Genomic DNA, 14,396 nt, shown 5'->3' with positions numbered 1-14,396 from the left:
CGCCATCGCGAGCAAGCCCGTTCCCACGGGGTTCGCTCGCGCCTTCAGATACTGGAGTCCCTCGATGAAGATCACCCCGATCCTCACGCAACTGCGTGAGCAATGCCCCACGCTCGCCCATCGCGTGGCCGCAGGCTTTGACCTCGCCACGCTGCAAGCCGAGGCCCCGCTGCAAACCCCCTGCGCCTATGTCCTGCCCACCGCCGACATCGCCGGCAAGAACGCGGCGCAAAACGTCACGCTGCAAGCGGTGCGTGATCGCTTCGATGCGGTGCTGGTGCTTGACGCCACTGACGCGACAAAAGCGCTGGATCTGTTGCACGACCTGCGGGCCGAACTGTGGCGGGCGCTGGTGGGGTTCAAGCCGGGCGCTGAGTACACCGGCGTCGAGTACGACGGCAGCGAACTGGTTTCCATCAACAGCAGCCGTGTGTCGTACCGGCTGCGCTTTTTCGCCGAGTTCCAGCTGGGCCGCAACCTGGCGAGCCAGCCTGCCGAAAGCTGGCACGAGCGTGAACTGGACGGCTTGTCGTCCTTTACCGGGGCCACTGTGCGGGTCGATGCCATCGACCCGGCGGACCCCAACCTGAAACATCCCGGCCCCGACGGGCGCGTGGAACTGACTTTCTCTGGAGACGTAACCCCATGAGCAAACGCATCACCGTGCTGCCGGCCCCGGGCCGTGCCGTACCGGACCCGGAAGCGGGCGATCTGTTGCCCCTCGAAGGCCGTGAAGTGCCGGACAACGCCTGGTGGCGTCGACGTCTGGCCGATGGCGATATCACTACCAAAACCGTGAAAGCGGCAAAACCACAGGGAGCCAAATAATGGCGATCGGATTCAGCAACATTCCCGCGGACATTCGTGTTCCGCTGTTCTACGCCGAAATGGACAACTCGGCCGCCAATAGCGCGTCATCGGCCATGCGCCGGTTGATCGTCGCCCAGGTCAACGACAACGTTGCGCCGGCCGAGGTCGGCAAGCTGGTGCTGGTGTCCAGCGTCGCGCTGGCCAAGAGCATCGGCGGGCAGGGCTCGATGCTCGCCGCCATGTACGACACCTGGCGCAAGACCGACCCGCTGGGGGAAATCTGGTGCCTGCCGCTGCACAACGTCGAGGGTTCGATCGCCAAGGGCGTGCTGACCCTCACCGGCGCCGCGACACAAAGCGGCGTGCTCAACTTGTACGTCGGCGGTGTGCGTGTCCAGGCGGCTATCGTCAACGGCGCCACGGCGGCCCAGGCCGCCACTGCGCTGGCGTTGAAAATCAATGCCGCCGCCGATCTGCCGGTGACTGCCGCGGCCGCCGAAGGCGTCGTGACCCTCAGCGCCAAATGGACCGGCGACAGCGGCAACGACATCAGCCTGCAGTTCAATCGCCTGGGCAAGAGCAATGGCGAAGACACCCCGGCGGGGCTGACCACCGCCATCACCGCGATGACCGGCGGCGCCGGTGTGCCGGACCAGACCGCTGCAGTCGCGGCCCTGGGCGATGAGCCGTTCGAGTTCATCGCCATGCCCTGGTCCGATGTATCGAGCCTCAACACCTGGCAAGCGGTCATGGACGACAGCACCGGCCGCTGGTCCTGGGCCAAGCAGTTGTTTGGTCATGTCTACAGCGCCAAGCGCGGCACCCTCGGCACCCTGGTCGCCGCAGGTCAGGCGCGCAACGACCAGCACATGACCATCCAGGCGCTGGAAATGGGCGTCCCGCAACCGTTCTGGGTACAGGCCGCTGCTTTGGCGGCTCGCACTGCGGTATTCATCTCTGCCGACGCCAGCCGTCCAACCCAAAGCGGCAGCCTGCCAGGCCTGGACCCGGCGCCGGCCAGCGAGCGCTTCACCCTGACCGAGCGTCAGTCGCTGCTCAACTACGGCATCGCCACGGCCTATTACGAAGGCGGCTACGTGCGCATCCAGCGTTCCATCACCACGTACCAGAAAAATGCTTTCGGCCAGGCTGACAACTCCTACCTGGACAGTGAAACCATGCACCAGTCGGCATTCATTGTTCGCCGCCTGCAAAGCGTGATTACCAGCAAGTACGGTCGCCACAAACTGGCCTCGGACGGTACCCGTTTCGGCGCCGGCCAGCCCATCGTGACCCCGAGCACCATCCGCGGCGAGTTGATCGCGCAATACGCCAAGCTCGAACTGGAAGGCCATGTGGAAAACGCCGAGCTGTTCGCCGAGCACCTGATCGTCGAGCGTGACAGCCAGGATCCGAGCCGGATCAATGTGCTGTTCCCGCCTGACTACATCAACGGCCTGCGGGTGTTCGCGCTGCTCAACCAATTCCGCCTGCAATACGACGCTGCTGCCTGACGGTAGCACTCAGTCGGATGAACTCAGCCCACCTCGCGTGGGCTTTTTATTTGAAGGGAGAAACACCATGGGTCAACTGATTGCGGGCACCTGCTACGTCAAAGTGGACGGCGCTCAACTGACCATCAATGGCGGCTGCGAAGCGCCACTGATGTTCACCAAACGCGAAACCGTCGTACCGGGTTTCTACAAGGAAACCGACATCGCCCCGTCGTTCAAGGTGACGGCACTGCACACCGCGGACTTCCCGCTCAAGCAACTGGTGGCTGGCACCGACATGACCGTCACCTGCGAATTCAACAACGGCAAGGTCTACGTGCTGGCCGGCGCCTACCTGGTGGAAGAACCGGTATCCAAGGGCGACGACGCCACCATCGAGCTGAAATTCGAAGGCATCAAGGGGACCTGGCAATGACTGACGTCGTGACCTTGAGGGTGGCCATCGAGGCCCACGGCGAGCCGTTGAGCGAGCTGACCCTGCGCCGTCCGACGGTGCAGGAAGTCCGGGCGATCAAGGCGCTGCCGTACAAGATCGACAAGAGCGAGGAGGTGAGCCTGGACATGGACGTCGCGGCCAAATACATCGCGGTGTGCGCCGGTATCCCGCCGTCGTCGGTCAACCAGTTGGACCTGGCTGACCTCAATGCCTTGAGCTGGGCCGTCGCGAGTTTTTTCATGAGTGCGGCGTCGCGGCCATCGGCGACCTGATCGCCGCCGCCTATGACCTGGCCTGGTTCTGGAAGGTTGACCCCGAACAGATGATGGCCAGGCCACTGGACGTGCTCCGGGAATCCTTGGAGCACGCGCAACGGATCAATGCGATGCAGCAGGTGCAGTGATGGCAGACACAGAAAAGGTAGAGAAAAAAGCAGTGCTGCTGACGGGCATCGACGAGCTGTCACCCAAGCTCGCGAGCCTTCGTGCGAAGGTCGCGGGTTTCAAGCAGAACCTCGATGCCACGGGGTTGGGCAGCCTGGACATTTCCGCGCTGCTGCCCAGCGGCGGCCTGGCCCAACCGTTCATGGACGGGCTCAAGTCGGCGCTGGCCTTCAAGGGTGAAGTCGGCGCGGTGAACGCGGCGGCCAGCGCCCTGCAGGCGCCCGAAGCGCCTCGTGTGGCGGCACAAAGCCTGGATGGATTGAAGACTTCCATCAGCAACGTGTCGGTGCAATTCGGTTCGGCGCTGGGGCCTGCGGTGAACACGGTGGCGGTCGCCTTGCAACCGATGGTCAGCAGCGTGGCCCAGGTGCTGCAGGACAACCCTCAACTGGTCCAGGGCCTGGCGACGGGCGTTGTCGCGTTCAACGCGATCCAGACCGCGGTCAGCGGCGCGAGCCAGGCCATGGAAGTGGTCAGCCTGGCCATGAAGATGAACCCCATCAGCTTGATTGCCATGGGCATCGCCTTGGCGGCAGGGATGATCATCGCCCACTGGACGCCGATCTCGGCGTTTTTTGCCGGGCTCTGGCAACGGCTCGCGCCGATCGTGCTGCCGATGGTCGAGTTCTTCAAGACGATGTTCGCCTACACCCCGATGGGGCAGGTGATCAGCAATTGGGGGCCGATCAGCGGTTTTTTCGGCGCGCTCTGGAATGTGATCGTGGCGGCGGCAACGCCGGTCATCGGTTTCATGCAGACGCTGTTCGCCTGGTCACCCTTGGGTTTGATTGTTGCCAATTGGGCGCCCCTGACCGGCTTGTTCGCGGCGATCTGGGATCTGCTCAAAGCCTTGACCGTGCCGGTGATGGACGCCCTTAAAGGCCTGTTCGACTGGACGCCGCTGGGATTGATCATGGCCAACTGGGGCACGATCGGCGAGGTCTTCGCCGGGATCTGGGAAGGCATCCGCAACCAGGTGTCGATCATGCTGGCGGTGTTCAGCGGTCTGTTCGACTGGTCGCCCATCGAGGGCCTGACTCGACAATGGGGGCCGGTGGGCGAGTGGTTCAGCCAGTGGTGGAACGAGTTGCAGGCGGTGATCGCGCCGATCAAGGCGTTTTTCAACGGCGGCTTTGGCGAAATGATCACCTCGTTTACTGGCAAGGTCGAAGGACTGACCGAGGCGCAACGCGCCACCAATGCCGAAGGCAAGGGCGAGTTGGCGCCGGCGTTTTTTGGCGGGGCCGGCGACCAGCCTTCGAGCCTGGCTCCTGTGAAAACGTCATTGGCACCTGGGGCGTTGCCGCAAACTTCCAGCCATCTGGTGCAACAAAGCGCCGCCAACAACCGCACGCAACTCGAAGGCGGCCTGACCGTGCGCTTCGAAAACGCGCCGGCCGGGTTGCGCGCCGATCCCCCGCAGACCAATCAACCGGCCCTGGCGGTGAGTTCGCGCATCGGCTATCGCTCACTTTCCACAGGAGGCTCCAATGAGCTGGCGTGATCGTTTGTTGCCGGCGTCGTTTCGTGGCGTCGGGTTCTGGGTCGACCAGGCGAAAACCCCGGTTGGCCACAAGGGCCAACTGCATGAATACCCACAGCGCGACCAGCCGTTTTTCGAAGGGCTCGGCCAGCAGGCGAAGATTCATGAGCTGACCGCGTTCATCGTCGGCCCCGATTGCCTGGAGCAGCGCGACAAGCTGCTCAAGGCCTTGGAGCAGGGCAGTGGCGAGCTGGTGCACCCGTGGCTGGGACGCCTGCAGGTCAAGGTCGGCGAGTGCGACATGACCCAGACCCGCCAGGACGGCGGGCTGGTGACGTTCGCCCTGAAGTTCTACCCCGACCAACCGCTGCCTTTTCCCTCGGCCACGATCAATAGCCAGAAATTGTTGCTGGTCTCGGCCGACAGCTTCCTGGGGTCGGCCGTGCGACGCTTCGAAGACGCCATGACCTTGATCAAGGCCGCGCGGATCGGCATTGCGGACCTGCGCAACAGCCTCAAGGACATCTACGGCGTGATCGAGCAGGAGCTCAAACCGCTGATCGAGACCTATCGGCAACTCAGCGATCTGGTCAAGGCGGTGAAAGAATTGCCCAAGGAAGTGGTGGCCGAGTTCAAGGGGTTGCTGGGCGACATCCGCGAACTGAAGGACTTTGCCCGTGACGGCTATCGCGGTGTGATTGCCAGCGTGTCGCAACAGGTGGAGGCCATTGGCAAGTCCGACGCGCCCAAACTGACCACCGGCAAGGACACCACGGCGGCGGCCCAGGCTGTCGCCAACCTAGTGCAGGACACCTTGCTGGTGCAGGCCGCGCAATGGATTGCGGCGATGCCGGTGGCGGCGCCCGCGGTCAAGTTGGGCGCCACGCCTTCAGTGGCGCAGCAGGCCGTGCAACCGGTCCAGCGCCGGGACGTTCCGGTCGCCGACGACGTACTGGCGTTGCGCGATGCCTTGAACGATGCGATCTGGCAAGCCTCGCTCAAGGCTGACCCGGAGCACTACCAGGCGATGAACAACCTGCGTCAGCAAATGGCCGCGCACCTGACGGCGGTGGCGTCTTCGGGCGTGAGGCTGATCAGCCTGTCGTTCAAGCAAAGCCTGCCGGCGTTGGTGGTGGCCTATCAGCAATTCGCCGATGCCACGCGAGTGACCGAAGTGACCCAGCGTAACGGCGTCGCCCATCCTGGTTTCCTGCCGCCCAATGACCTGAAAGTCTCGGGGGAATAAACCATGGATGAGCTCGATAATGCCGTCTCGCTGACTGTCGGCGGGCTGGATTACGGCGGCTGGAAAAGCGTGGAAATCAGTGCGGACCTGGAGCGCCAATTCCGCACCTTCAAACTGGACATCACCTGGCAGTGGCCGGGGCAGACCCAAGCGGTGCCGATCCGTCCGGGCGATGAATGCCAGGTGCGCATCGGTGCCGACCTGGTCCTCAGCGGCTATGTGTTCAAGGCACCGGTCAGCTATGACGGCCGGCAGATCAGCCTGAGCATTGAAGGTGGCTCGAAAACCCAGGACCTGGTGGACTGCGCGGCCATCAATCGCCCGAGCCAATGGCGCGGGCAAACGCTGCTGAGCATCGTCCAGGCCTTGGCGGCGCAATATGGCGTGGGTGTGGTCAGTGAGATCCCCGAAACCGCGCGGCTGAGCGAACACAGTATCGTGCCGGGGGAAACGGTCTTTCAGTCCATCGACCGATTGCTGACGTTGTTCCGCGTGTTCTCCACCGACGATGCCCAAGGGCGTGTGCTGTTGGCCAAGCCCGGCAGCGGTGGGCGGGCCAGTGATGTGTTGGAGTTGGGCAAGAACATCCTGTCGGGCAACGCACCGATGGATTACAGCCAGGTGTTCTCCGAATACCGAGTCATCGGCCAGCACAAGGGCAACGACGAGCAGAGCGGGGCGGCGGTGAGCGAAGTCGCGGGCACCGCTACCGATCTGGGCTTCAAGCGCAAGCGGGTCACGGTGATCAGCGAAGCAGCGCAATTGACCTTCGAACTCGCCCAGCAACGGGCCGATTGGGAAAGCGCCATCCGCAGCGGCAGGGCCCTGGCCACCACCTATCGCGTGCAAGGCTGGCGCCAGGCCAACGGCGATCTGTGGCGGCACAACACCTTGGTGCGAGTGATCGATCCGGTATTGGGGTTCGATGGCGACATGCTGATTTCCAAAGTGACCTACTCACTGTCGGCACAAGGCTCCGTCACCACCCTGCAAGTTGCGCCGCCCCATACGTTCGACGCGAACCCGGTGCCGCCGAAGGCGTGAGCCTGCGCTCACCGTGTCCTGCTGTTAAACCTGATTCCGAAGGAAAACCTCAATGAGCCTACTGACCCGCCTCCTGGCGCGCGGCACTGTCGTGCTCGCCCACTCGGCCACCAAGTTGCAATCGCTGCAAATGCGCCTCACCGCCGGCGAAGTGAACGACGACATGGAGCACTTCGAACCCTACGGTTTCACCAGCAACCCACTGGCCGGCGCCGAAGGCATCGCCACGTTCCTGGGGGGCGATCGTTCCCATGCCGTGGTCCTGGTGGTCGCCGACCGCCGGTTCCGTCTCCAGGCCCTGGCCCCAGGCGAAGTGGCCCTCTACACCGATGAAGGCGACAAGCTCCATTTCAAGCGCGGCCGGGTCATCGACATCCAGACCGCAACGCTGAACATCCGCGCCAGCAGCGCGGTGAACATCGACAGCCCGGTCATCAACCACACCGGCAAGATCGTCTCCCAGGGCGATCAGGTCGCCGGCGGGATCAGCCAGATCAAACACGTGCATGTCGGCGTACAGGCCGGCACCGGCCAGACCGGCGCGCCGGCGGGAGGCCAATGATGTTCATCAGCCAGAACCTGCACGCCGCGCTGACCCGTTCGGTGCTGATCAGCTTGTTCACTTGGCGCCGCGCCGCTGATGACGATGCCGTCGATGACGAGGAGCGTTACGGCTGGTGGGGCGACACCTTTCCCACCGTTGCCGACGACCGCATCGGCTCGCGACTGTGGCTGTTGCGAAGGGTCAAGTTGACCCGCCAGACCCAACTCGACGCTGAGTTCTACGCCCACGAAGCCCTGCAATGGCTGATCGACGACGGGCATTGCAGCGCTATCGACATCATCAGCGAACGCCTCGACGCCCAGCGCCTGAACCTGCGCACGGTCCTGACCCTGGCTGACGGCGAGCGCCTGGACATCAACCCCGACCACAGTTGGCAGGTGACCTATGCCGTTTGAAACCCCTTCGCTGCCGGTGCTGATCAAACGCGCCCAAAGCGACCTGGCCAGCGATTCGCTGCGCCAGTCCGATGCCCAAGTGCTGGCCCGCACCCTTGGCGGCGCTGCCTATGGCCTGTATGGCTACCTGGATTGGATCGCCGAGCAGATCCTGCCGGACAAGGCCGATGAGTCCACCCTGGAACGCATCGCCGCCCTGCGCCTGAACCAGGCGCGCAAGGCCGCCCAGGTGGCCACGGGCAGTGTCAGCTTCACCGCTACGGCAGGCAGAGTGCTGGACGTCGACACGCTGTTGCAATCGAGCGATGGCCGTACGTATAAAGTGACCACCGCCCGCACCACCAGCGCTGGCCTGAACACCGCCGACATCGCGGCACTGGACGCCGGTAGCGTGGGCAATGCCGATGCCGGCCTGGTGTTGACGCCCGTGCAGCCGTTGCTGGGCATCGGCAGCAGCTTCACCGTGCTGGCGCCAGGGTTGACCGGCGGTGTTGCCCGGGAAAGTCTTGAATCCCTGCGGGCCAGGGTGATCCGTTCCTATCGCGTCATTCCCCATGGCGGTTCGGCCCAGGACTATGAAACCTGGGCCCTGGAATGCCCGGGCATCACCCGCGCCTGGTGCCGTGGCAGCTACCTGGGGCCGGGCACCGTCGGCCTGTTCGTGATGCGCGACGACGATCCGCAACCGATTCCCAACGCCGAGCAACTAGAAGAGGTGCGGGCCTATATCGAGCCCTTGCGTCCGGTGACCGCCGAGCTCCATGTGCTGGCGCCAACGCAAGTGCCGGTGAACTACCGCCTGCGCATCACCCCTGACACCAGCGCCGTGCGGGCCGCCATCGAAGCCCAACTGCGTGACTTGCATAACCGCGAAGCCGGCCTCGGCGAAACGCTGTTGCTGAGTCATATCGCCGAAGCCATCAGCAGCGCCACTGGCGAAACCGACCACAAACTCAGCGCGCCGGTCGCCGACGTCGTTGCCGCCAGCAACCAGTTGCTGACGTTCGGAGGCTGCACATGGCTGGCATAAGAACCGCCGAACAGTACCAGGCCCAACTGCGCAGCCTGCTGCCCAGCGGCCCGGCCTGGGACCCCGAGCGCGTGCCGGAACTGGACGAAGTGCTGCAAGGCATCGCCCAGGAACTGGCCCGCCTCGACGCCCGAGCCGCCGACTTGCTCAACGAAATGGACCCGGCGGGGGTGAGTGAGCTGGTGCCGGACTGGGAGCGGGTGATGAATCTGCCGGATCCGTGTCTTGGCGCTACGCCGCTGTATGACGATCGTCGCCTGGCGGTGCGTCGACGGTTGTTGGCGGTGGGCAGCCAGGCCATTGCCTATTACGTGGAAATCGCCAAGAGCCAGGGTTATCCCAACGCAACAATCACCGAACTCAAGGCGCCCCGCATGGGCCGCGCACGTTTCGGCGAGGCGCATTTCGGCACTTGGCAGGCGCAATTCATGTGGACCCTCAACACCGGCGGCCGCCTACTGCTGGGTCGTCGCTTTGGCGCCAGCTACTGGGGCGAACGGTTTGGCGTCAACCCAGGCTCGGCCTTGGAATGCCTGATCCACCGCAGTGCACCGGCGCATACCAAGGTCCACATCAATTATGACTAGGGAGTAGACGGATGGATTATCCAAAGAGTGTGCCCAGCGCCGGGTTGGTGAATGGGAAGTTCGTTGATGAAAACCCATTGACCGGGACGCCGGGATCTTTGATTCCGGCGGATTGGGGAAATGGGGTGACGCAGGAGATCGTGAACGTCATCAAGGCGGGAGACCTGACGCCAGATGAAACCAGAAATGATCAATTGCTCGCGGCGATCCAGTCGGTCACCGCCAAGGGCTGGAACCAGGATCTGGCGCTGCCGATCGCAGCGTTGCCGCTGCCAACGATCGCCACACCCGACGCGCGTATGGCCGTCACACCAACGGCGCTCTCAACCAGCGGCGGGCGTGTCTCGATTCCGGCGGGCGTATATATCAGTATCGGGCAAGAGGTGGTGAGCGGACGCTTGGGCCGATCACGAACCTTCATGACGACGGCTTGGAGCAGCGCCGATTTGTTGCCCAGCGCCAGCTATTTTCTAAGAGCGCAGGTGATCGGTGATGCGCTGACGTTCTATATGCAGCGTGGAAGTTTGTATGACCCGGCACCGGAGTCCATGAAGGGCACTGTCAACGGTGCATCCGGTGGCGGGTTTGCGTCCACGCCGCTGGATATGTGCCTGGCCTGGGTAATAACTGGGGCGCCGGGCTCGTTGCCGACGATTCGTACGATCTATAACCGTGCTCAGTTGAGCTGGACGCAAACGGTGAATGGAACGGGGGTGGTTTATCTGCCGCTGGATCCTCATGCGCGTGCGGCGCGGCTGGTAGCGGGTAATCCGACGCCTGTTTCGAACACTGTGACTTCGTTAGCGTTTGTTCAGGCCGGGTGGGTTGGCGGCAATTACAGCTATCTGTCGCCCGTCGCAACAACTCCGGGCAACAATGCAGCGGGCTGGGCAAGCCCGTCGATGTGCGTGCTGTTCTCCAATAACGTTGTCAGTGACGTGACCGTCTCCACGGTCACGGCCAGTTTTGACCATACCCAATTACGTTCGCTATGGCAGTGCTATCAGGCCGAGCACACATTGGGCGCCACCACAGCAGACAGTGATGAATTGCTGTTGAGCATGGGAATCAAGGGGCACCAGGCGTTGACCGATTACAGCGTCGGCATAGGCATCAATTTTACCAACGCAGTCAATGTCCACCTGTCCTGGGAGCTGATCCGATGAAAGTCATTCAAGAGCTGCACCAGTACGAAGATGGACTTCGTCCGCCTGCGCCTTCCTCCGCTCATATCTGGATGGGCGATACCTGGGTGCTTTGCGAAGAGAATGCTGCCGAGCAGTTGCATCAGGAAGCCGAACGCCTGTGCACCAGGGTAGATGCCGCTGCCGACCATGCCCGTCGCACGTTGGCCGGTGATCCCCTGCGTGCCTTGGAGTACCAACAAGCCGCCCTGGAGGCGCAGGCCTTCAAGGACCAGGGCTACCCGAAAAAAGCGGTGCCGTTGTCGGTTTCCGCTTGGATCGTCAAAGGGCGTACAGCTAGGCAGGCGGCGGATCAAATCCTCGCCAAGGCCGCTGAATTCGACGCGAACCTGGTGGCGCTTCGCGAGCTGCGCCTTAAAGCCAAGGCACAGATTCGTGCGCACATGGCCAAGGGCAAGGCCGATCTTGCGGCTCAAGTCGCTGATGATGTGCTTGTGACCATCCGAGCATTTCCCCTTCAGATTTAAGCACCGTCTCATAGAGAGAAACAAAACATGGATTATCCGAAAAGTGTTCCCAGCGTCGGGCTGGTGAACGGGCGGTTCGTGGATGAAAATCCGCTGGCGGGCACGCCCGGATCGCTGATTCCGGCGGTCTGGGGCAATAGCGTCACCCAGGAGATCCTGGGCGTGATCTCCGCCGCTGGCATCACACCGTCTGAAGCGGACACCGGCCAGTTGATCAAGGCGTTGCAGGCTATTCTCGGGCGTAGCAGCCCGATGCGGTCGGTGGTGACGCGGTTAACGGCTTCTAAATCGTTGGCGCCCGACGAGCTGGGGCTTGTGCTGATTGATGCCAGTGCTGGTGCGAACACAGTGACGCTTCCTGCGGCCAATGCGGCGCTTGGCATTCGTGATGTGATTGTGCGGCGTGTGGATAACAGCGGTAACCGTTTGACAGTACGGGCCTCCGGTAGCGACAGAATTCGCTTTCATACCCATTTGGCGGCCAATGGCTATCTGTTTCTGGTGCTGATGGGCGGGGGTGACTGGTGGCATCTGCGCAGTGATGAAGCTGGGGTTTGGTGGCCGGTGGGGCGGTTCGATGCGACGGCCTTGGGGCGTATTTCCTTTGAGTGCACGCGTCAGGTCATTCCCGGTGGGTATGCGGTGCTGAATGGAAATTTGCTGGTGCGTAGTGATTGGCCGTGGTTGTGGGATTACGCGCAATTGTCCGGTGCGTTAGTGAACGAAGCCAGCAGGTCGGGAAATGAAGGCGCGTGGACGAGCGGTGATGGCGCCACCACGTTCCGGATTCCTGATATTCGCGGCGAGTTCTTGCGCGTGTTGGACGAAGCCCGAGGCGTGGATATTGACCGTTCGGCGGGCAGCAGACAGATGTATGCCCTTGAAAGCCACAACCATTATTTGCCCACCAGCTCGGGCAGTGCTAACCGCCCTGGTCCTGCTATTGCTGATGCGTCTTGGGACGTCACCCGTGACGTCAATGCCGCGCCTGCAACAGGGATAGTCGGTACGACTTATCCCAATCCATTGTTCTTTTCCGGCCCGGAGATGGTAGGCAATATCGGGAGTTTCGGCACTGAAACCCGTCCCAGGAATATCGCCTATCCCGCCCGAATCAAATTGATCTGAGGTGACCATGTTTATTTATCTGTTTGACGCAGCCGGTGTGCTATCGGGGCCGGTAGAGCTTTCCGTGACCCCTGGGATGGGCATTCAGATCCCCGGCAACGGCATTCAACTTTCCTTTGAACTACCCCCGGCCCAAGAGCATCATTCCTGGGTCATGGTGAACGGAGTTCCGAGAGAAATGGTGGACTGGCGTGGCTTGGTGTATCGCAAGGACAACGGCGCTCTTCTGGAGTGGACCGAGTTCGGTGAGTTGCCAGATACCTACACAGCCGAACCCTGGCCGGGTAGTTACCATGTGTGGCGAGAGAATATGTGGGTATTTGATGAGGCGCAACAGCGGGCTGATCTCAAACGGGAAGCCTTGGCAAAACGCGATAAATTACTGCGTGAGGCCGTTCAAAGGATTGCTCCTTTGCAATACGCCGAAGACATCGGCGACGCCAACGACCAGGAACAACTGGCGCTCATGGAGTGGAAACTCTATAGCGTTGAATTGAATCGCATCCAGCATCAGGCCGGTTTTCCTACCGATATCATCTGGCCTGTCATGCCCGAGCCGGCCGCTTAAGCAACCCACGGCAGAACATCAAAACTTTCTTAATTTATCGTGCCACTGCGCATTAACGTTGAGGCTCTATATCGCCTTCATTTTGATCGCCGGCCAATCTGGAAATAAAAATTGGATTACCCAAAAAGCATACCCAGTGCGGGTTTGTCTAACGGCAGGTTCGTGGACGAAGATCCCAGGGCAGGTACGCCAGGCTCCCTGATTCCCGCTAGTTGGGGCAATGGTGTGACGCAGGAGTTGCTGAGTGTCATTCAAGCAGCAGGACTAACGCCGTCGGAACAATTGGATAACCAGCTGTTGACGGCTTTGCGTAGCAGCGGATTATTCACCACCGCTCCCCAGTTTGATAATGATAGATCCGTGGCTACCACGGAGTTTGTAAAACGCAGTGGCGTTCAGTATTCCAGCTTTTTTGCTTATGCGGTCAGTACGGCGCTGACACAAACCCATATTGGCGCAGCCGTCAGTTTTGCCAGCACTACGGCAATCAACGTCACGCTGCCCAGTACAGCGGGAATCCTACATGGGGCGACACTTACATTGATCAACGTAGGGGCTGTTGTGAACGTATCGGCAGCCTCGCCTACCGATACGCTAGGGCCCTCGTCCTCAGCGCTCGGCCCCATTGAGTTGGGCCGTGGTGAAACGGCGGAATTCGTCAAACTGGACAATCAATGGCGGTTGATAGGCGGCACCGTCCTTTTGAAATACACCTCAATGTTTTCAGGCCAGTTGGGCAATCCGGGTTACCAAAGGTACGCAAGTGGAAACATCGATCAGTGGGGTTACGGCGTAACAGATGCCAATGGGGAAGTGTTCGTTACTTTTCCTATTTCCTTTCCCAACGCCTTTGTGTCGGTTGTCGCGAACCATGTAGGCGGTGATATAGCCACGGTGATAATGGTGGGTGGAACCGCAACCCGGCAAGGCGTGCGCCTGAAGGCCCGAGACCATCTGGGACACCTGGGAGCAGGTTGGGGCATTACATACTTTGCGAAGGGTTATTAAATGAATGAACTTACCTTATTGTTCAGTCCAAGCACTTGCGGAGCGTATGTTCCCTGCATCAATCATTCCGATATTCCCGGTGATGTGATTGAAATTCCCAAGGCTTACTGGCTCTCGCTTCTTCAGCAACTCGCAGTTTCGCCCAAGTGTGTTGCAGCCAACCCCGACAATGGTTATCCGATTCTCGTCGATCCTCCCGCTCTGACACAGGCCCATGCATCGGAAAACGAATATGCGTGGCGTAACGCCCAGCTCACAGCAACCGACCGCCTCATCGCAAGGGATCGCGACGAAATGGACGACGGCGGCGGTACGACGCTGGATCAGACGCAGTACACGCAACTCCAGGCTTATCGCCGGGCGCTGAGGGACTGGCCCCAAGATGAGCATTTTCCAACCATTGAATATCGTCCGGTCACGCCGTCCTGGCTGGTCGGACAGCTTTGATCATGTACCTGCGATGACCT

At 61.5% G+C, this 14,396-nt stretch carries 18 protein-coding genes; all 18 read left to right on the top strand.

All coding sequences use genetic code 11. The annotated features are described in order from the left end of the window. Positions 1-64: 64 nt before the first annotated feature. The 18 genes from VQ575_RS20790 (at position 65) to VQ575_RS20705 (ending at position 14,376) form a co-directional block, all read left to right on the top strand. On the top strand, positions 65-649 hold the full coding sequence (locus tag VQ575_RS20790) for a phage tail terminator protein (RefSeq protein ID WP_039594434.1): 585 nt from the start codon (positions 65-67) through the stop codon (positions 647-649). After that, on the top strand, positions 646-828 hold the full coding sequence (locus VQ575_RS20785; protein ID WP_039594435.1) for a DUF2635 domain-containing protein: 183 nt from the start codon (positions 646-648) through the stop codon (positions 826-828). Before VQ575_RS20790 ends, VQ575_RS20785 begins: the two co-directional genes overlap by 4 nt. Beyond that, the gene (locus VQ575_RS20780) at positions 828-2,324 is read left to right on the top strand and encodes a phage tail sheath subtilisin-like domain-containing protein (RefSeq protein ID WP_325918339.1); all 1,497 of its coding nucleotides are present in this window, start codon (positions 828-830) and stop codon (positions 2,322-2,324) included. The genes VQ575_RS20785 and VQ575_RS20780 overlap by 1 nt, the downstream gene beginning before the upstream one ends. 67 nt (positions 2,325-2,391) lie before the next feature. Then, positions 2,392-2,739, top strand: a complete 348-nt coding sequence (locus VQ575_RS20775) for a phage tail tube protein (RefSeq protein ID WP_003198314.1) — start codon at positions 2,392-2,394, stop codon at positions 2,737-2,739. Next, a complete protein-coding gene (locus tag VQ575_RS20770) occupies positions 2,736-3,032 on the top strand; it encodes a phage tail assembly protein (protein WP_039594437.1) in 297 nt (98 codons plus the stop codon). Before VQ575_RS20775 ends, VQ575_RS20770 begins: the two co-directional genes overlap by 4 nt. 130 nt (positions 3,033-3,162) lie before the next feature. Beyond that, complete coding sequence (locus tag VQ575_RS20765) at positions 3,163-4,707, top strand: phage tail tape measure protein (RefSeq protein ID WP_325918337.1); 1,545 nt, start codon at positions 3,163-3,165, stop codon at positions 4,705-4,707. After that, positions 4,694-5,932, top strand: a complete 1,239-nt coding sequence (locus tag VQ575_RS20760) for a DNA circularization protein (RefSeq protein ID WP_039594439.1) — start codon at positions 4,694-4,696, stop codon at positions 5,930-5,932. The genes VQ575_RS20765 and VQ575_RS20760 overlap by 14 nt, the downstream gene beginning before the upstream one ends. 3 nt (positions 5,933-5,935) lie before the next feature. After that, a complete protein-coding gene (locus VQ575_RS20755) occupies positions 5,936-6,976 on the top strand; it encodes a phage baseplate assembly protein (RefSeq protein ID WP_039594440.1) in 1,041 nt (346 codons plus the stop codon). Positions 6,977-7,028: 52 nt separating this feature from the next. Further along, positions 7,029-7,538 carry a phage baseplate assembly protein V gene (locus tag VQ575_RS20750; RefSeq protein WP_045155215.1) on the top strand — a complete coding sequence of 170 codons (510 nt, stop codon included), beginning with the start codon at positions 7,029-7,031 and terminating at the stop codon, positions 7,536-7,538. Continuing rightward, positions 7,538-7,936, top strand: coding sequence for a phage GP46 family protein (locus VQ575_RS20745; RefSeq protein WP_325919902.1), 399 nt, complete (start codon positions 7,538-7,540; stop codon positions 7,934-7,936). Before VQ575_RS20750 ends, VQ575_RS20745 begins: the two co-directional genes overlap by 1 nt. Then, positions 7,926-8,966: a baseplate J/gp47 family protein gene (locus tag VQ575_RS20740; protein WP_045155216.1), complete on the top strand. Its 1,041-nt coding sequence runs from the start codon at positions 7,926-7,928 to the stop codon at positions 8,964-8,966. Before VQ575_RS20745 ends, VQ575_RS20740 begins: the two co-directional genes overlap by 11 nt. Next, positions 8,954-9,553, top strand: a complete 600-nt coding sequence (locus VQ575_RS20735) for a YmfQ family protein (RefSeq protein WP_024617650.1) — start codon at positions 8,954-8,956, stop codon at positions 9,551-9,553. The genes VQ575_RS20740 and VQ575_RS20735 overlap by 13 nt, the downstream gene beginning before the upstream one ends. 11 nt (positions 9,554-9,564) lie before the next feature. Next, on the top strand, positions 9,565-10,719 hold the full coding sequence (locus VQ575_RS20730; protein WP_325918335.1) for a phage tail protein: 1,155 nt from the start codon (positions 9,565-9,567) through the stop codon (positions 10,717-10,719). Further along, positions 10,716-11,225, top strand: coding sequence for a phage tail protein (locus tag VQ575_RS20725; protein WP_325918334.1), 510 nt, complete (start codon positions 10,716-10,718; stop codon positions 11,223-11,225). Before VQ575_RS20730 ends, VQ575_RS20725 begins: the two co-directional genes overlap by 4 nt. A 27-nt stretch (positions 11,226-11,252) precedes the next feature. Then, positions 11,253-12,353: a phage tail protein gene (locus VQ575_RS20720; protein WP_325918333.1), complete on the top strand. Its 1,101-nt coding sequence runs from the start codon at positions 11,253-11,255 to the stop codon at positions 12,351-12,353. A gap of 7 nt (positions 12,354-12,360) precedes the next feature. Beyond that, positions 12,361-12,921 carry a tail fiber assembly protein gene (locus VQ575_RS20715; RefSeq protein ID WP_198723279.1) on the top strand — a complete coding sequence of 187 codons (561 nt, stop codon included), beginning with the start codon at positions 12,361-12,363 and terminating at the stop codon, positions 12,919-12,921. 162 nt (positions 12,922-13,083) lie between these two features. After that, positions 13,084-13,929, top strand: a complete 846-nt coding sequence (locus VQ575_RS20710) for a gp53-like domain-containing protein (RefSeq protein ID WP_325918332.1) — start codon at positions 13,084-13,086, stop codon at positions 13,927-13,929. Beyond that, positions 13,930-14,376 (top strand): phage tail assembly chaperone, encoded by a 447-nt coding sequence (locus VQ575_RS20705; RefSeq protein ID WP_325918331.1) that lies wholly within the window; start codon positions 13,930-13,932, stop codon positions 14,374-14,376. It abuts the gene before it with no gap. Positions 14,377-14,396 lie beyond the last annotated feature (20 nt).

The organism is Pseudomonas frederiksbergensis (assembly GCF_035751725.1).
Lineage (GTDB): Bacteria > Pseudomonadota > Gammaproteobacteria > Pseudomonadales > Pseudomonadaceae > Aquipseudomonas > Aquipseudomonas frederiksbergensis_A.
The sequence above is the reverse complement of the archived record's forward strand: the minus strand, read 5'-3'. Positions and strand labels throughout refer to the sequence as shown.